General features: G+C 38.7%; 13 protein-coding genes. 8 read left to right on the top strand and 5 right to left on the bottom strand.

All coding sequences use genetic code 11. The features are described 5' to 3' along the window. Positions 1-48: 48 nt before the first annotated feature. Genes F2A31_RS12135 through F2A31_RS12125 form a run of 3 tightly spaced genes read left to right on the top strand, consistent with a single transcriptional unit; the run spans position 49 to position 5,133 of the window. Complete coding sequence (locus tag F2A31_RS12135) at positions 49-1,524, top strand: type I restriction-modification system subunit M (protein WP_150026584.1); 1,476 nt, start codon at positions 49-51, stop codon at positions 1,522-1,524. 15 nt (positions 1,525-1,539) lie between these two features. Then, positions 1,540-3,984: a restriction endonuclease subunit S gene (locus F2A31_RS12130; RefSeq protein WP_150026583.1), complete on the top strand. Its 2,445-nt coding sequence runs from the start codon at positions 1,540-1,542 to the stop codon at positions 3,982-3,984. 51 nt (positions 3,985-4,035) lie between these two features. Further along, positions 4,036-5,133, top strand: coding sequence for a hypothetical protein (locus F2A31_RS12125; RefSeq protein WP_150026582.1), 1,098 nt, complete (start codon positions 4,036-4,038; stop codon positions 5,131-5,133). 282 nt (positions 5,134-5,415) lie between these two features. Here F2A31_RS12125 and F2A31_RS12120 read toward each other — a convergent pair whose 3' ends face one another. The 3 genes from F2A31_RS12120 to F2A31_RS12110 all read right to left on the bottom strand — a co-directional run bounded on the left by F2A31_RS12120 (position 5,416) and on the right by F2A31_RS12110 (position 9,876). Beyond that, the gene (locus tag F2A31_RS12120; RefSeq protein ID WP_004638040.1) at positions 5,416-6,699 is read right to left on the bottom strand and encodes a ribonucleotide-diphosphate reductase subunit beta; all 1,284 of its coding nucleotides are present in this window, start codon (positions 6,697-6,699) and stop codon (positions 5,416-5,418) included. Between the two features lie 139 nt (positions 6,700-6,838). Beyond that, entirely contained in the window at positions 6,839-6,967 is a 129-nt protein-coding gene (locus F2A31_RS12115) for a hypothetical protein (RefSeq protein ID WP_005081321.1), read from the bottom strand. Between the two features lie 74 nt (positions 6,968-7,041). Continuing rightward, entirely contained in the window at positions 7,042-9,876 is a 2,835-nt protein-coding gene (locus F2A31_RS12110) for a ribonucleoside-diphosphate reductase subunit alpha (RefSeq protein ID WP_150026581.1), read from the bottom strand. Between the two features lie 523 nt (positions 9,877-10,399). Here F2A31_RS12110 and bfmR point away from each other — a divergent pair. Next, on the top strand, positions 10,400-11,116 hold the full coding sequence (gene bfmR / locus F2A31_RS12105) for a response regulator transcription factor BfmR (protein ID WP_005081325.1): 717 nt from the start codon (positions 10,400-10,402) through the stop codon (positions 11,114-11,116). Between the two features lie 81 nt (positions 11,117-11,197). Beyond that, positions 11,198-12,838 (top strand): sensor histidine kinase BfmS, encoded by a 1,641-nt coding sequence (bfmS, locus tag F2A31_RS12100; RefSeq protein ID WP_150026580.1) that lies wholly within the window; start codon positions 11,198-11,200, stop codon positions 12,836-12,838. A gap of 130 nt (positions 12,839-12,968) precedes the next feature. Here the strand turns inward: bfmS and F2A31_RS12095 are convergent, their stop codons facing one another. Together F2A31_RS12095 and F2A31_RS12090 are read right to left on the bottom strand one after the other, a co-directional pair. After that, positions 12,969-13,325, bottom strand: a complete 357-nt coding sequence (locus F2A31_RS12095) for a hypothetical protein (RefSeq protein WP_150026579.1) — start codon at positions 13,323-13,325, stop codon at positions 12,969-12,971. Between the two features lie 93 nt (positions 13,326-13,418). Next, positions 13,419-14,837 carry a sensor domain-containing diguanylate cyclase gene (locus F2A31_RS12090; protein WP_150026578.1) on the bottom strand — a complete coding sequence of 473 codons (1,419 nt, stop codon included), beginning with the start codon at positions 14,835-14,837 and terminating at the stop codon, positions 13,419-13,421. Positions 14,838-15,235: 398 nt separating this feature from the next. Here F2A31_RS12090 and ndhC point away from each other — a divergent pair, with 398 nt between their 5' ends. From ndhC to nuoC, 3 genes are all read left to right on the top strand, one after another. Next, complete coding sequence (gene ndhC / locus F2A31_RS12085) at positions 15,236-15,787, top strand: NADH-quinone oxidoreductase subunit A (protein WP_150026577.1); 552 nt, start codon at positions 15,236-15,238, stop codon at positions 15,785-15,787. Between the two features lie 6 nt (positions 15,788-15,793). Beyond that, positions 15,794-16,471: a NuoB/complex I 20 kDa subunit family protein gene (locus tag F2A31_RS12080; protein ID WP_004638049.1), complete on the top strand. Its 678-nt coding sequence runs from the start codon at positions 15,794-15,796 to the stop codon at positions 16,469-16,471. 88 nt (positions 16,472-16,559) lie between these two features. Then, complete coding sequence (gene nuoC / locus F2A31_RS12075) at positions 16,560-18,347, top strand: NADH-quinone oxidoreductase subunit C/D (RefSeq protein ID WP_150026576.1); 1,788 nt, start codon at positions 16,560-16,562, stop codon at positions 18,345-18,347. Positions 18,348-18,359 lie beyond the last annotated feature (12 nt).

Raw genomic sequence — 18,359 nt, 5'->3', positions numbered from 1 at the left:
GATTGGTACAATTGCTGCCAAATTTTTTAAATTTAATGCAGTTGTCATATGAGCATCTCAGGAACAATTAAATCCATCCAAGATACTATGCGTGAAGATGTAGGTGTTGATGGTGACGTACAACGTCTTGGGCAGTTGGTTTGGATGTTGTTCCTGAAAGTTGCTGATGATCGAGAAAATGAACTGGCAACTTTAGCTTTATTGGAAGGAAAAACTTTTAAATCCCCGATTCCTGAAAAATTTCGTTGGCGCAATTGGGCTGCGAATGATGAAGGTATGACAGGAGATGAGCTTAAAGATTTCATCGACAATGAATTATTCCCAGTATTACAAAATCTAGCTGTTGAAAATGATGATCCACGTGCTCGTGTCGTGCAAAATGTATTTGCTGATGCATATAACTATATGAAATCTGGTGGTTTGATTCGTAAAGTCATTAATCAGATTCAAAAAGGCTTTGATTTTAATAAATCTAAAGAACGTCATGCCTTTGGTGATATTTACGAACAGTTATTACGTGATTTACAAGCAGCGAAGAATTCTGGTGAGTTTTATACTCCACGTGCAGTCACAACTTTTATGGCACAGATGATCGATCCTCAATTAAGTGAATCTGTGCTTGATCCTGCGTGCGGTACTGGTGGATTCCTTACTTCTGCAATTGAACATAAACGCGAAAATTATGTTCAAACTGCTGAAGATGAAAAGATATTACAAAATAGTATTTACGGAATAGAAAAGAAGCCTTTGCCGCATTTGCTATGTACAACTAATATGATTTTGCATGGTATTGATGTACCTGTACAAATCCGTAGAGACAATACTTTATCGTATCCTTTGATTTCATGGGGAACAGATAAACGTGTAGATGTAGTTCTGACTAACCCTCCATTTGGTGGTACTGAAGAACAAGGCATTGAAAAGAATTTTCCTTCAAAATTCCAGACTCGTGAAACTGCCGATTTATTTATGGTGTTGATCATTCAGCTTTTAAAAGCTCATGGTCGTGCAGCAGTAGTATTACCAGATGGCTTTATGTTTGGAGAGGGTATCAAAACTGCGATTAAAGAAAAATTAATGGCAGACTGTAATCTTCATACGATTATTCGTTTACCTAAGTCTGTATTTGCGCCTTATACATCGATTAGTACTAATATTTTGTTCTTTAGCAAAGGTAAGAAAACAGAACATGTATGGTTTTATGAGCATCAATTGCCACAAGGTGTAAAAGCCTATAACAAAACCAAACCGCTTCAGCTTAAAGAGTTCGATACTTTAAAAGCATGGTGGGGTAAAGAAAGTGATGGCTTTGCAAGCCGTATAGAAAATGAACAGGCATGGAAAGTCTCACTTCAAGATATTATTGATCGTGGCTATAACCTTGATATTAAAAATCCTCATCAGGTTGAAGAGGATATAAAAGACCCTAAAGAGCTTTTAGCTAAGTATGAAAGTCTTGAGGCTGAGGTTGCTAAAATACGTCAGCAATTAAAAGCAATTTTAGATGAAGCTTTAGGTCAATAGTTTAGGGTGAGTAAAATGACAAATGTTAAAAAACTCATTACTGAGCATTTAGATATTTGGTTAACAGCTGAAACTGAGAAAAAGTCAGGGCGTGGGCGCAGTTCTGGTTCTAGTAATTCAATTTATGGTGTACAGAAACTTCGTGAGTTGATTTTAGATTTAGCAATTCGTGGGAAGCTATTGCCGCAAAATATAAAAGATGAACCAGTTTCTCTACTTATAGAGAAGATTACTGATGAAAAAAATCAGAAAGTCTTAGTTGGTGAAATAAAAAAACAAAAGTCTTTGCCTACGATTACAGCACCATTTCCAATTCCTGGCAATTGGCAATGGTTGTATTTACAGGATCTAAGCTCATATATTCAAAGGGGAAAAAGCCCTAAATATGTAGACAAGTCAGATAAAATTGTAATTTCACAAAAATGTGTGCGTTGGAATGGTCTAGATATTAGTCCAGCAAGATTTATTGATCCGAAAAGTTTAGAAAATTATGAGCCAGTCCGTTTTCTAAAAGATGGAGATATTTTATGGAATTCTACAGGAACTGGTACTATTGGTCGTGCCAGCTTATTTTTTCAGATTAATGACTATCAAGCTATTGTAGCTGATAGCCATGTTACAGTAGTGAGAACATTAGGTAACATCTCTGATTACATCTATTTGGTTATTCGTAGCCCTTATATTCAAACAGATTTAGAAAGTTCAGCAACGGGTACTACAAATCAAATTGAATTAAATACTTCAACAGTATTACAGACTAAAATACCTTTGCCTCCTATTGAAGAACAAAAACGTATTGTTGCTAAAGTCGATGAGCTTATGCAATTGTGTGATCAACTTGAAGATAAGCAAAGTCTAAGCTCAGATGCACATGATCAATTAGTTGACACGTTGTTAAATGTTTTGACTAACTCGTCTGATGCGGATGAGTTCCAACAGAATTGGCAACGTATTTCAGAAATTTTTGATCTGTTATTTACTACTGAATACAGTATTGAACAGCTAAAACAAACAATATTACAGTTAGCTGTAATGGGTAAGTTGGTAAAACAAGACTCCAATGATGAACCTGCAAGTGAGTTGCTAAAACAAATTGCTGAAGAGAAAGCGAAATTAGTAAAAGAAGGAAAGATTAAGAAGTCTAAGTTTTTGCTTGAAATAACTAATGAAGAAAAGCCCTTTGAGTTATCTGATAATGCATATTGGGTGCGATTAGAGCAATTACTGCCAATTTTTCAAAATGGTAATTCTAGTCGTGGTGATAACAATGGTATTAGTGTTGCAGTTTTAAGATTGGCAGATATAACTAATAACAAAATAGATCTCTCAGATCTGCGTTATTTGATTATTGATGAAAATGCTATTAATAAATATCAATTAATTAAAAATGATATTTTGATTACTCGTGTAAATGGTAGCTCTGATATTGTCGGTAGTTTTACTTTTTGTAGTGATGATATAGGTGCGATTTATTGTGACCACTTTATTCGTATGCGTCTAAACCAGTCATGGATTGATTCCGAATATTTATCAATCATTAGTAAATCGAAGTTTATACGTTCTCAAATTGAATCACTTTTTGTTACAACAGCAGGTCAAAAAACAGTAAATCAAAAGCATATTGGTTCAATTTTAATGCCTTTATTTCCGAAAAATAGACAAATTAAAATTGTTAAAAAGGTTAGCGAGTTATTTTCTATCATTGAAAATTTTCAAACTTTGCAAAGTAAATTGCAGAAAATAAAACTTCACTTGGCGAATAGTTTGGTTGCTAATGCCTTGAGTGATTCGGATGAGAAAAGTGAGTCTAAAGCCTCGGACAGTATTATTCAATTTGAAAAGAAAATTGAGGCTGTGAAGCAGTCGAATCAAAAAAGTGCTGACCAAATTGATTTATTTACAGATGAAAGTGTTGAAGATGATTTGAAGCTTTTATCTTTAGCTGCAGAAATCACGTTTCAGTTGCATACAGAGCCAACTTTTGGTCATTTAAAGTTACAAAAATTGATCTACTTATGCCAACAGTTAAAGCATATGGATTTAGCTGCTGATTTTAAACAACATGCCGCTGGTCCCTATGATCCAGTTATGGCTTGTTATTTAGATAAAGAGTTTAAAGATCGTGAGTGGTTTAGTTATGATCCTAAGCGAGACTTAAAGTACAAACCTCTCAGTAGATGTAATGATCATAGATCAGCATTTAATAAGTATTTTGCTAAAGATGTATCTGAAATTTATGACTTAATAGGACTTTTTAGAACAAGTAAGTCTGATCATATCGAAATTGTAGCAACACTTTTTGCTTGTTGGTTACGCTTGTTAGAGAAGAAGCTATCTGTTACAGAAGAGCAGCTTTTAAAAGACTTTTATGCATGGTCGGAAGAAAAGAATCGATTTGGTAAAGCTGAAGTATTAAATGGTTACAAGTGGATGAAACAGAATTCAATAGTTCCACTTTAACTTAGTTAAAACTTTATAATTAATTAAAAGCACAATTATTTAGGCGGTTTAATGAATCTTAGCAAGACTGATATGTTTTTTAACTTATTGCTATCTTCAAGAAGAGTTTTTCATATTACTACCGACTATGATTTGAATGAAAGAGATACTTTTAAGGATAATTATTTTTCATCGTATGGTTCAGGTATTTTAATAAAGCTAGGTTTGAAGTATTTTTTGCTTACAGCAAAGCATGTTTTAAAGGATTATTTGGATAAAAAGCTTCCAAATACTTCTCCTTTTAGAATTACTTCTCATAGTTCTAGAAATTTTGATAATACAAATCATTTTTTATATCCTAAGAGAATTTGGGATATTGGGGGGATTATTGCTAAAGATGAAAATTATGATGTGGAAGATGTTGTTTTAGTTGAGCTTTTTCAACCTTTTCCGTGGCAGTGTATTGATTGTTGTGTGGTTTTGGAAGATGTAAAAATTTTAGAATTAAGTCATTTTTTTAAAGATTTACCAGTTTTTGATAGTGGTTTTTCTGAGGTGTCAAATCCATATTTTTATGAAGGTGATAATAATACTTTACCTTTTGATGAGAGTAAATTTACAAGTAGTACTAAGCTTGAACGTGATGTTGTTGTGGGGAAACTAAATATAGAGAAGGACGTATTTTACTTTGATAAAAAAAATTATCTTAATGTAGATACCAACGGAATGTCAGGAGGCTTAATAATAACAATTGACGATGGAGAACCTAAATTATTAGCTTTGCATACAAGAGGTTCAAAAAAAAGTAATCGAATTAATTTCATTCCTTTTGATAAAATTTACAAATCTATTGTGAATTATAAAGAATCAACTTATGTCAATATTGATTATCTTTATTATGAGAGAATGGAGTCTAGAGAAAATCTAACAAGTGTTGCAGATCTTTTTCATTCAAATTTAATGTCTCTAGGTTATGATATGAGCATCTATCAGGAAAAAAATCAGGAAAAATTTAATTTATTGTTTGCGGAGTATCTGACTAATAATGAGGGGTTTTTTGTTGCAATAAGTAGTGATGTAGATGAGTTTAATGAAAGCCATTCAAGTGAATTTATAATGAAAGAGTTAATTGCTGCTGCGCGAAATTATTTACTCAAACTGAATGAATAATAGTTTTTAGAATTAATAATAGTCTTGTTAAAACTAAGGTTAATATACATTTTAATTTATTGTTAATCTCTCTAATTATTTAAGTTAATTCCTTCTTTTATTTTAAAATGGTTTTGATGGAATTCGAATACCGAGTAACATCTAATTTGAATATTTTGGATAAGAAAATAGAGCCATTAGGCTCTATTTTTTTGAATTAATGTGGTAGATGAAATCTGTGACAATCTCGAAATATGTGTCAAAAATCTCACATCAACTGTCATTCAGCGATATTAATTTAGCTTACCAGCTCAACGCACCACCAGTCTGATAGTCAGTTACGCGTGTCTCGAAGAAATTCTTCTCTTTACGCAAGTCCATCATTTCTGACATCCACTGGAATGGATTGGTCACACCAGCAAACTGCTCAGGTAAACCAAGTTGCGCTAAACGACGGTTACAGATGAACTTCAAGTATTCTTCCATCATGCTCGCATTCATACCCAATACACCACGTGGCATCGTGTCACGCGCATATTCGATCTCAAGCATCGTACCTTCAAGAATCATTTGAATCACTTCTTGTTGGAAAGTCGCTGTCCACAAGTGCGGGTTCTCGATCTTGATCTGGTTGATCATGTCGATACCAAAGTTCAAGTGCATTGATTCATCACGTAAGATGTATTGGAATTGCTCAGCAACACCGTTCATCTTGTTACGACGACCCATGCTCAAGATTTGTGTAAAACCACAGTAGAAGAAGATGCCTTCAAGTACACAATAGAACGCGATCAAGTTACGAAGTAAAATCTGATCGTTCTCAGGCGTGCCTGTATGGAAAGTAGGGTCACTCAAAGACTGTGTATATTTCAAGCCCCAAGCTGCTTTACGCGCAACAGATGGAACTTCACGATACATGTTAAAGACTTCACCTTCATCCATGCCCAATGATTCAATACAGTATTGATATGCATGGGTATGAATTGCTTCTTCAAATGCTTGACGCAAGATGTATTGGCGGCATTCAGGGTTCGTGATGTGACGATAGATTGCCAATACTAAGTTGTTTGCAACCAATGAATCTGCGGTCGAGAAGAAACCTAAAGAACGCATGATGATGGTACGCTCATCTTCAGTTAAGCCATTTTCTGACTTCCAAAGCGCGATATCATGGTTCATGTTGACTTCTTGCGGCATCCAGTGGTTTGCACACCCGTCAAGATACTTCTGCCAAGCCCACTCATATTTAAATGGAACAAGTTGGTTTAAGTCCGCACGACAGTTGATCATCGCTTTATCATCAACTTGTACGCGTTGAGCACCCATTTCCAACTCTTCTAAACCAGGCGCAACATCCAAATGTTCTAAGGCTTCAGATGCTCGAGCCAACGAATCGGTTGGATTTGTTGATCTGCTGGTATTGGTTCCAGCGGGTTGTGGAGCTGCCACGCGCGGCGATGATGGCTCTGTAGGAGGTACCATCTGCGTATTAACCGTTTTTTGCGAGTCGAGGGACGCAGACTTGTGTTCAGGTGTAGTCGGTTTTTGCGTATCATCTTCAAAATCGTCCCAACTTAGGATAGACATTTTCGTTCTCTCTTCGTTGTATATAGCTGTTATCGATATCTCTCAACAAAGACATCTGTAATATACGTTTATATTGTGTAAGCAAAATTAAGTTTTACTGATTGAGCTTCAATTTCTTGATGATCGAAATTCACAACCCTTAAGACTTATTTTGCTTACGCTGTTGTTTACGAATGGCTAAAAATGCATAGACCATTGGTATATAAAAGAAAATAAAGGCAAAGATCAGAACAGCTAATCCCAACATATAGTTATGAGTCATATTCATCCCACTCTTTGCCTCAATATATTTTAATCTTTGAACCCTTCTTATTATAAAGAAGGGTTCATTATTAGATTAAATTACTGACAAGCCTCACAGTCTGGATTGTCAATTGAACATGCCATTGGCACTGGAGCTGCAGTAGTGAAACCATCCTCTTCAACTTGAGCTTCTGGTTTCTTGTCTTCAACTGCTTGAGCTGCAACCACAGGAGCTTCAACTGATGCAGGTTTTACTGCATTGAGTGCGCCTGTATTGATGGTTGACTTCTCAGCAGAAGTTGCACCTAACGCTCGGAGGTAATAAGTGGTTTTAAGACCACGTAACCATGCCATCTTATAGGTAATGTCAAGTTTCTTACCGTTCGCACCAGCGATGTAAAGGTTAAGTGACTGTGCTTGATCAATCCATTTTTGACGACGTGATGCAGCATCGACGATCCAGCGTGTATCAACTTCAAACGCTGTCGCGAAGATCGCTTTTAATTCTTCAGGAATACGCGCAATCTTCTGAACTGAACCTTCAAAGTGTTTCAGATCATTCACCATCACGGTATCCCATAGACCACGTTCTTTTAATGCACGCACAAGGTATGGGTTAATCACAGTGAATTCACCAGAAAGGTTAGATTTCACATACAAGTTTTGGAATGTCGGCTCAATCGACTGAGACACACCACAAATGTTTGAAATAGTTGCAGTTGGAGCGATCGCCATCACATTTGAGTTACGCATACCGTCTTTTTGAACTTTGGCACGTAAAGTGTCCCAGTCTAAACGTTGGGTACGGTCAACTTCGAACATACGTTCTGGACGTGATTTCGCAACGATTTCTAAAGAGTCGATTGGTAGGATGCCTTGATCCCACAATGAACCTTTAAATGTTGAGTAAGCACCACGCTCAAGCGCAAGATCGCTTGAAGTTTGAATCGCGTAGTAGCTGATCACTTCCATTGATTCGTCAGCAAAATCAACTGCCGCATCCGAACCGTAAGCAATACCCATTTCATATAGTGCATCTTGGAAGCCCATGATGCCCATACCGACAGGGCGGTGCTTCAGGTTTGAGTTTTTCGCTTGTGGTACAGCGTAGTAGTTAATGTCGATCACGTTATCGAGCATACGAACTGCTGTTTTAATCGTACGTGCTAACTTTTCACGATCTAACACACCACCTTGAACGTGTTGTACAAGGTTGATTGAACCTAAGTTACATACCGCAATTTCATCTTGGTTAGTATTTAACGTGATTTCTGTACATAAGTTTGATGAGTGCACCACGCCCACATGTTGTTGTGGTGAACGTAAGTTACATACGTCTTTGAATGTGATCCACGGGTGACCTGTTTCAAACAACATCGAAAGCATCTTGCGCCATAAGTCTTTCGCACGTACTTTCTTGTGGAGCATGTTTTGTTCTTTTGCGACTGCTTCGTAGTGCGCATAACGCTCAGCAAATTCAGCGCCTGTTAAGTCATGCAAGTCTGGTGTTTCAGAAGGCGTGAATAGTGTCCATTCAGCATCTTCAAATACACGTTGCATGAATAAATCAGGAACCCAGTTTGCTGTGTTCATGTCGTGGGTACGACGACGGTCATCACCTGTGTTCTTACGTAGCTCTAGGAATTCTTCAACGTCCAAGTGCCAAGTTTCTAAGTACGCACAAACCGCACCTTTACGTTTACCACCTTGGTTAACAGCAACTGCGGTATCATTCGCTACTTTAAGGAATGGTACAACACCTTGAGACTTACCGTTGGTGCCTTTGATATAAGAGTTCAAAGCACGTACTGGTGTCCAGTCATTACCTAAACCACCCGCCCATTTAGAAAGCATTGCGTTGTCACGCATCGCACCATAAATGTCATACAGGTCATCACCAATTGTTGTTAAATAACAGCTTGATAATTGTGGACGTAATGTACCTGAGTTAAATAGGGTAGGCGTAGATGCCATGTAATCGAAGCTAGATAATAAGTTATAGAACTCGATTGCGCGCTCTTCTTTATTTTCTTCGTTGAGTGCAAGACCCATCGACACACGCATAAAGAAAAGTTGTGGCAATTCAAAACGTACGCCATTTGAGTGAATGAAGTAACGATCGAATAAAGTTTGAAGACCTAAATAGGTAAATTGGTTTGAGCGTTCTGGCTGGATTGCTGCTGCCAATTTTGCAAGATCAAAATTCAGAAGGTCAGGGGATAGAAGGTCGAGTTCGATCCCTTTTTTCAAGAAGGTTTCTAATGCGTCGCCTTCTACAGTGTCAGTTGGTAGACCCAAGAACTCTAATCCAGTGCTGACCAGTTCATTACATAATAAACGTGCCGTCACATAGGTATAGTTTGGTTCTTGCTCAATACGTGTACGTGTTGCCATCATCATGGTGGTTGCAACATCACTCTCTTTCACGCCGTTATATAAGTTTTTAACGGTTTCATCCACGATCGCTTGAACATCAATCCCTTCTAGACCTGCACTTGCGGTTTCAATTGTCGCAGTAAGTGCATCGAGATCCAAAGGTTGGAGCTGTCCTTTGGCATCAGTAATCTGCAGGGTTGGGTGATGATTTGCACCAGTTTGCTGACGGGCACTTGCACGTTGTTCACGATAAATTACATAGGCACGAGCAACTTTTTGTTCGCCAGTACGCATCAAAGCCAATTCAACTTGGTCTTGAATTTCTTCGATATGAATCGTGCCGCCTGAAGGTAAACGACGATTGAATGTGTTCATTACCATTTCGGTCAATTGCGTAATACGGTCATGGATGCGACTAGAGTCTGCACCTTGTTGACCTTCAACTGCCAGAAATGCTTTCCCTATCGCAACAGAAATTTTCTCGGCATTAAATGTCGCAATCTCTCCGGTGCGTTTAATGACCTGAAGTTGGCCAGGAGTAGAAGTGATGATGCTCATGTCAGCATAGCTCCATTATCATCTATTTTTTATGTTCATAGACCGTTTGAATCGAGCAAAAAGTATGCCACGATATTTAAGGGATAAACACAATACTTAGTGGTTAAAGTTTGTTTTCAACACAAGATACGGGATTTTTATCAGTAGATCAATCCTTGACATTTTACTAAATTTTTTTTCATGTCTTAACTGCTGATTTCACAGGGACATAGCATAACAAAGCGATTTAAAAAGACGTATAGATAACTCTGTGGATAACTCAAAAAACAAACACTTAAATTTTGTTTGATGAAGGAAGAAACAAATTGTTTAACATTGGCACAAAAAATATACTCAATATTCATGCTGTGTGAAAAATGCATATGAAACTGAAAAAGGTATTAAAATTCATAATTTTAATAAAAAGATAACAAAACTGCAGATGCGTGTATCAGTTTGGTGAAGGCCACTTGTTTACAATGTAAACGTGTGTATATTGCAAAACATAAACCAATGTTTCTGTAAGATTATTAGGGGCAAATAAATGAGCCAAGAAGAAAAGTTACCGAAGATTTTAATCGTTGAAGATGACGAACGTTTAGCACGTTTAACACAAGAGTATTTGATCCGTAACGGTTTGGAAGTTGGGGTTGAAACTGATGGTAATCGTGCAATCCGTCGTATTATCAGTGAGCAGCCTGATTTAGTCGTATTGGATGTAATGTTACCAGGTGCGGATGGTTTAACCGTTTGTCGTGAAGTGCGCCCACATTATCATCAACCGATTTTGATGTTGACTGCACGTACTGAAGATATGGATCAGGTGCTTGGCTTAGAAATGGGTGCAGACGATTATGTTGCTAAACCTGTTCAACCACGCGTACTACTTGCTCGTATCCGTGCTTTATTACGTCGTACCGATAAAACTGTTGAAGATGAAGTGGCTCAACGCATCGAGTTTGATGATTTAGTAATTGATAATGGTGGTCGTTCGGTCACTTTGCATGGTGAGTTGGTTGACTTTACCAGTGCAGAATATGATTTGTTATGGCTACTAGCATCAAATGCAGGTCGTATTCTATCTCGCGAAGATATCTTCGAGCGTTTACGTGGTATCGAATATGATGGTCAAGATCGTTCAATTGACGTTCGTATTTCTCGTATTCGTCCAAAAATTGGTGATGATCCTGAAAACCCAAAACGTATTAAAACTGTACGTAGTAAAGGTTATTTATTCGTTAAAGAAACCAATGGGATGTAAAATTCAGCCCCTCCTTTTGATAAGGAGGGTTTCTTCTTTTGAGAAGGAGAAGTTGTTGAATAATTTGGAATCATATCCCTTATGGTGAGTCGAGTACTTAAAAACAGCATATTCCTGAGAATTTATGCTGGGTTGGTTGTATTGGTGGTTGTGGTTGCTGCATTTTGTTATTTGCTAGTACAAATCATCAATTATCAACGTGCACAGGAATATCGAGAGTCTCTTACAGATGGTATTTCCTACGTCATTAGCGAGGGGGTATCTCGTCAACCTGAAAAACAGCAAAAATTAGATTGGATTTCTGATGCTTCTGATTTATTAGAGTTGCCGATCTATTATGTGGATGCAGCACGAGTTGAGTTATCTCGAACTGAGAAGAAGCGAATTGCTGAGCAAAAGTCAGTGGTTCGGTATGATGCGAATCATGGTGTTGGTTACATCATTATTGGACTGAAAGATGATCCGCAGCATTTTCTTTATATCAAGGTAGATAAGATCGGCGAACGTCAGATGAAGGCATTGCCAATTTTTGTCTTGGATTATTTGATGTTTTATCCAGGGCAAGAAAGTGAATATTTGGAGCGAATCAAGCAGCATTTCTACTATCCAATTGAAATTATGGATATTCGGGATGTGAATCTGGATTCAGAACAAATTGGGCGCCTACGCCAAGATCAAAGTGTGTTGCTGTACAAAGATAGTGCGACCATCCGAGGTACAACGATCTCAATTGTTTCTCCGATGCCAAATCATCCAGCACAGGTACTGATTTTGGGGCCTGTTCCAATGTTCAATTGGATGCCTTTCCAGCTTTCAGCAGGAATTACCTTGTTCAGTTTGTTCTTGTTGAGCTTGGGTGTTTATGGATTGATCTTGCCGTTAGAACGAAAAATTCGTCAGGTGCGCTATGCGTTGAATAAAATGAAGTCTGGTGATTTGTCACTGCGTGTGCCGATTGAAGGTAGCGATGAAATGGCAAATTTGGCTTCAAGCTATAACAATATGTCGGATCATATCCAGCGTTTGATTGAAGCACAGCGAGAGTTGATGCGTGCGGTTTCGCATGAACTCAGAACACCAGTGGCGCGAATTCGTTTTGGTATGGAAATGTTGGCTGAAGAAGATGATTATAATTATCGTATTCAACAGGTTGATATGATTGACAAAGATATTGAGGCGTTGAACACCTTGATTGATGAAATCATGACTTATGCCAAATTGGAGCAAGGTACACCATCTTTAGATTTTGAAGAAATTGTATTGGTTGAAGTGCTTGATCAAGTTGCAATGGAAACCGAAGCGCTGAAAACTCAAAAAGAGATAGAGTTGATCGCGCCTTCATTGGTGTTAAAAGTCGATGCAGAGCGTCGCTATTTACATCGTGTGGTGCAGAATCTTGTGGGCAATGCAGTACGTTACTGTGATAACAAAGTACGCATCAGTGGTGGTGTTCGTGCAGATGGTCAAGCCTATGTGTGTGTGGAAGATGATGGTCCAGGGATTCCAGAAGAAGATCGTTCACGAATTTTTGAGGCCTTTGCCCGTCTCGATGATAGTCGTACTCGTGCTTCAGGAGGGTATGGTCTAGGTTTGTCTATTGTAAGTCGTATTGCATATTGGTTTGGTGGGAAGATTGAAGTGGATCAAAGTCCAAACTTAGGCGGAGCACGATTTATTATGACTTGGCCTGCGAAAAGGTATAAGCAAACATTAAAGAAATAATAAAATTGGGGGCTGTGAGAACATAGCCTCTTATCTTTTTATCAATAATAAAATTGAAAAACATATCAAAGAGCCAAAGCTTGATTTGCTTTGGCAAAATAATAGTTCAGAGCGGTGCAAACAAGGTTTGTTATTCTTGTAGCGATGAATCTGGTTCGATTAATGGGTGACCAGATCTTAGACTCTGTAATGCATCCACATTGAAATCAATCAATAAAGAATTGTTTTTTACATCAATTTTATAATTTTGAATCAGTCGTTCATCTCCATTTAAAGTCTCAACCCGATAAGCATCAGCAATATTGAGAATACCTTCAAGATTTGTTGTAGTTGATGCAAAGTCTTCTCTAAATACGTCGTAAATGTCCCTTAAATCAAAAATTGCATTATCTGCATCTGGATGCTTACGAACATAATTTTCAATATGGCGCATGAGGAGTTGTGAAAAAAAGAAATAATCTGAGTCGTGTGCGAATTTTAGCTGCATATTTATTCTCCTTCTTGTCTATCTTTAGAATACCGATCTATTGCTAAAGCTGTGTATAAAGATAATTAAAGTATTTTGCTGAATTGCAACAGATTATGTCGAAATGACTACTTGGTTTCGTCCTTGCCGCTTGGCACGATAAAGCGCGTCATCGGCATGTTTGAATAATTGTTCGGTTGAATAGTTTTTTTCTGGGGTGCAGATACAAATACCAATGCTAGTTTGAATCGAAAAAGTTTGTGATTGCTCTATTGTGATAGGAGATTGGCTTATGTGTTTTCGAATTTTCTCAGCATGTTGATAAGCCGTTTCTTTATTGGTATTGGATATGAAAATTGCAAACTCTTCACCACCTAGGCGACCAAGTAGGTCTTGAGGATTTAATAGTGATTGAGTCGTTCTTACAAAGTGCTGTAAGGCGCGATCTCCAACTTGATGCCCATAGTTATCATTGATATGTTTAAAATGATCAATATCCAGCATAAAAAAAGCACTTGTATGCCCTGATCGTTTGGCTTGTTCTTGTAATCGTTGGAGAGATTGTAGGAATTGGCGTCGGGTGAGGCTAGATGTTAAGTCATCATAGGCAATGGTATGTTGTAGTTCTTGAATGAGTTTAGATCTGACCTTGTTAATACTAGAAACGGTCAATGGGGCAATGGTCATCATGATGAGACCGAGACGTGTTGAAATGGTATTGTTTAAATAATTGTCGGGATAGAGCAACAAATAATTTTGCGACACATGATAAATAATAAAAGCACAACTGATTGAGCTAATGATCGTCACAGAAAAATGTTGGTATCGAAGCGCACACCAGATTAATGGGGCTATGGGATAAAGGAGTGAACCAGGGCCAGCATCATAGTAAGCAATTACAATTGAAATGATGACCGCAATCAAAGGTAAAGTCATTTGAATCGTTGTGCTTTTAAGACCTTTTAAGCATTGTTTGAGGGGTGTTAGATGCGGCATGCTGATAAGGGCGGGTAAAAGGAGTACCGCATTTTGGATTTCTGATGTAAACCAATAACCAAAGTCTACCCCAAATGATCCTAATGCAAATGGTGTATCTAAGTAGGGGAGTAAAACTGCTGCAAATAGGGCGCTCGCGAGCCCTCCAACACAACAAAAACTGAATAAAAACAAATAAAAGTAGCCATGATGCATTGAGCGAATAAATGCATTGAATCGTATATATAGAGTCAGTGTAGTGATAACGTATAATAAATTTGCAGATGTTAAACAAACATTTAATAAAAGTGGTGTACCTTGGATCGTATCTGCTACAAGGTAGCCAGCAATTGCGCCTATGAAACTAATTGGATGGCGAGTATGTGGAAATCGCATTAATAAACCGAGCAATACAGAATTTGCAGGCCAAAAAGAAGCAAGAAAGGTAAGGTGTCGCGTAGCGATGCCGAATAGGCAGCACAGAAAGATAACCCCGGCAAAAAGTAAGAAAAGTTGAGAGTGGGAGAGTGGTTTTAATGCTGCTTGGGGCTGAGGCATTCTGACGCAGTTCCATCAGGAAGATTGAGTCGCGCTATTATATAAATTTTGTTTAAATTTTCCTCATAAATTTATCAGAATGCAATGATTTAGTTCATGCTGCAATATTTTTGCGCATAGCAGCCTATACGCGAATGTTTTTGGCGCATGGATAAAGAAAAAAATGATTAACTTTTGTTATTTGATTAGTTAATTCGATTTTTGAGGGTGAATTAACCATGTTATTGGATATATTTGTAAATTTAAGGACAAAATCATCCGAAAGACTAAAGCGCTTCAACTAGCATGAGAAATTAGAAATCAGGTACAATTGGCGGAATTAATTTTGTGTTTGGTGTATTTGAAGGCCAATACATACATTCTTTGTTAAAAATAGGCCTGCCAGGAGTTATCCCCGCATGAGTGCCATTACTCCATACGATTGGGCGATTATTGCCTTCGTGATCGGCGTTACATTTCTTTGCGTTTTTATGCTGACCGTTCCTTTACTCCTTGGGGGTAAAGCATGGGGACGTGCCAAGCAAGAACAGTTTGAATCAGGTGTAGTGAGTGCGGGTGGTGCCCGTATTCGCTTGTCAGCCAAATTCTATTTAGTTGCAATTTTCTTTGTCGTTTTTGATTTAGAAGCACTTTACCTCTACGCGTGGGCAACTTCTGTGCGTGAAGTCGGTTGGGTCGGTTTTGCAACTGCAGCAATTTTTATTTTGATTTTATTGATTGGTTTGATTTACGAACTTTCAACTGGTGGACTGAATTGGGCACCTTCGGATCGTCGTAAGGCAGCAGGGATCAAAACAAAAATTGGTTCACCGAATATGAATATCGCTGACATTACTCGATTCAATAATATCGAAGAGTTAGTTGTTGATCCTACTGGTCAAATTCCAGCACAGTCTTCTGGTCGTGTTAAATCTAAAACACCGACTACATCATCATTTGAACAGGAGTAAGTCGGGATGAAATATACTTTAACCCGTGCGAATCCGGATGCCGATCAATATCCATTACAAGATCGTCAAATCGTCACTGATCCACTTGAGGAAGAAGTGAATAAAAGTGTGATGATGACACGTCTTGAAGATGTGTTGCATACCGCAGTGAACTGGGGACGTAAAAACTCATTATGGCCATTTAACTTTGGTACATCATGCTGCTACGTTGAATATGCAACGACATTGACAGGCGTACATGACTTGTCACGCTTTGGTGCTGAGGTTATTCGTGCTTCACCACGTCAGGCTGACTTGATGATTGTTGCAGGGACTTGCTTCGTTAAAATGGCACCTGTTATTCAACGTTTGTATGAACAAATGTTGGAACCAAAGTGGGTGATTTCAATGGGTGCTTGTGCTAACTCAGGTGGTATGTACGACATCTATTCAGTGGTTCAAGGGGTAGACAAAATTATTCCTGTTGATGTGTACATCCCAGGTTGCCCACCACGTCCAGAAGCATTGATTCAAGCATTAATGTTACTTCAAGACCAAATTCAACTAGAGCGCCGTCCACTTTCAGCGGTTATTGGTGATGATCTTCAGCCTGTGTATAAGCCAAAGATGATGCCAGAACGTGACCGTAAAAATGCTGAACGTATTGCGGTGAAAAACTTACGCTCTATGGATGAAATTAAATAATTTTAACGATGAGCTTTTGACATATCCCTGATGGATATGGTCATCGAAAAGAATTGCCAGAATTTGTATTAAATAGGAAGCCAAGCCAATGGCTGAAACTGACATTGCTATGCCAGAATCGACTCAAGTCGATTCACGCCCAGCATTTGCAATTGTAGAAGAGCTCAAAACCAAATTTGGTGAGAACTTCTACGTGCAGGCGACTTGTGAAGAGTTTCCAACAGTCTGGGTTGAGCGCGCACGCGTGCAAGAAGTCCTTATGTTCCTCCGTAAAGTGGAACGTCCTTATGTGATGTTGTTTGACTTATCTGCGGTGGATGAGCGTTTACGTGTTCACCGTGATGGTTTGCCTCCATCTGACTTCACTGTGTTCTATCACTTATTATCGCTGGAGCGTAATAGTGATATTCGTATCAAAGTTGCGCTGAATGAAAATGATTTAAACATTCCAACGGCAACCAATATTTGGCCAAATGCCAACTGGTACGAGCGTGAAGCTTACGATATGTTTGGGATCAATTTCGAAGGGCATCCGATGCTCCGTCGTATCTTGTTACCAACGTATTGGGAAGGTCATCCATTACGTAAAGAATATTCGGCGCGTGCGACTGAATATACACCGTATATGCAAGACCAAGCGAAGCAAGATTTCGAACAAGAACACTTGCGCTTTGTGCCAGAAGACTGGGGTCTAACACGCGGCAATGCGGATGAAGACTTCATGTTCTTGAACTTAGGTCCAAACCATCCATCTGCACACGGTGCTTTCCGTGTGGTCTTACAGTTGGACGGTGAGGAAGTCAAAGACTGTGTGCCTGATATCGGTTATCACCACCGTGGTGTGGAAAAGATGGCTGAACGTCAAACTTGGCATTCATTCATCCCTTATACGGATCGTGTTGACTACTTAGGTGGTTGTGCGCAAAACATGCCATATGTGATGGCTGTTGAGCAGCTAGCTGGGATTAAAGTACCTGAGCGTGCGCAAGTCATTCGTGTCATGTTGAACGAATTATTCCGTATCAATAACCACTTACTTTACTGTGGTACAGCGATTCAGGATGCGGGTGGTATGACCCCAGTATTCTATATGTTTGCTGACCGTCAAAAAGTCTATGACATCGTTGAGGCGATTACGGGTTACCGTATGCACCCAGCATGGTTCCGTATTGGAGGTACAGCACACGACCTTCCAAATAACTGGCAAAAGCTAGTGAAAGAACTGTTGGAGTGGATGCCGAAACGTTTAAATGAATACTATAAAGCAGCATTTAAAAACTCAGTATTTATTGGTCGTACTCGCAATGTCGCACAATACGATGCGAAGTCTGCATTGGCATGGGGTGTGACAGGTACTGGTTTACGTGCAACGGGTATTGACTTTGACGTTCGTAAATATCGCCCATACAGTGGTTATGAAAACTTCGACTTTGATATTCCAGTGGAATATGAAGGCGATGCATATGCACGTGTATTGGTACATTTCCGTGAAATCACTGAGTCTTTGAAAATCATTCAACAGTGCTTGGATAACATGCCTTCTGGTCCATATAAAGCGGATCATCCATTGGCTGTTCCACCACCGAAAGATAAGACATTACAAGATATTGAAACCTTGATTACGCACTTCTTGAGTGTGTCATGGGGTCCTGTAATGCCTGCAGGTGAAGCATCATTTATGACTGAAGTGGTGAAAGGTGCGAGTACCTATTATCTCACTTCGGATAAGTCGACGATGAGTTACCGTACTCGTATTCGTACACCAACGTTCACGCACTTACAGCAAATTCCTTCTGTGATTAACGGCAGCTTGGTATCTGATTTGATCATTTATTTGGCGACCATTGACGTGGTTATGGCTGACGTGGATCGCTAGGGGTAAACGATT

Source organism: Acinetobacter suaedae (assembly GCF_008630915.1).
In the GTDB taxonomy this organism is placed as follows: Bacteria; Pseudomonadota; Gammaproteobacteria; order Pseudomonadales; family Moraxellaceae; genus Acinetobacter; species Acinetobacter suaedae.
This window is presented reverse-complemented; position numbering and strand designations above follow the sequence as displayed.

Coding starts and splice junctions, on each gene's coding strand:
- ndhC (WP_150026577.1), top strand. CDS start 15,236: ATGAGTGCCATTACTCCATACGATTGGGCGATTATTGCCTTCGTGATC.
- F2A31_RS12130 (WP_150026583.1), top strand. CDS start 1,540: ATGACAAATGTTAAAAAACTCATTACTGAGCATTTAGATATTTGGTTA.
- F2A31_RS12115 (WP_005081321.1), bottom strand. CDS start 6,967: ATGAATATGACTCATAACTATATGTTGGGATTAGCTGTTCTGATCTTT.
- F2A31_RS12135 (WP_150026584.1), top strand. CDS start 49: ATGAGCATCTCAGGAACAATTAAATCCATCCAAGATACTATGCGTGAA.
- bfmS (WP_150026580.1), top strand. CDS start 11,198: ATGGTGAGTCGAGTACTTAAAAACAGCATATTCCTGAGAATTTATGCT.
- F2A31_RS12120 (WP_004638040.1), bottom strand. CDS start 6,699: ATGTCTATCCTAAGTTGGGACGATTTTGAAGATGATACGCAAAAACCG.
- F2A31_RS12125 (WP_150026582.1), top strand. CDS start 4,036: ATGAATCTTAGCAAGACTGATATGTTTTTTAACTTATTGCTATCTTCA.
- F2A31_RS12080 (WP_004638049.1), top strand. CDS start 15,794: ATGAAATATACTTTAACCCGTGCGAATCCGGATGCCGATCAATATCCA.
- F2A31_RS12110 (WP_150026581.1), bottom strand. CDS start 9,876: ATGAGCATCATCACTTCTACTCCTGGCCAACTTCAGGTCATTAAACGC.
- nuoC (WP_150026576.1), top strand. CDS start 16,560: ATGGCTGAAACTGACATTGCTATGCCAGAATCGACTCAAGTCGATTCA.
- F2A31_RS12090 (WP_150026578.1), bottom strand. CDS start 14,837: ATGCCTCAGCCCCAAGCAGCATTAAAACCACTCTCCCACTCTCAACTT.
- bfmR (WP_005081325.1), top strand. CDS start 10,400: ATGAGCCAAGAAGAAAAGTTACCGAAGATTTTAATCGTTGAAGATGAC.
- F2A31_RS12095 (WP_150026579.1), bottom strand. CDS start 13,325: ATGCAGCTAAAATTCGCACACGACTCAGATTATTTCTTTTTTTCACAA.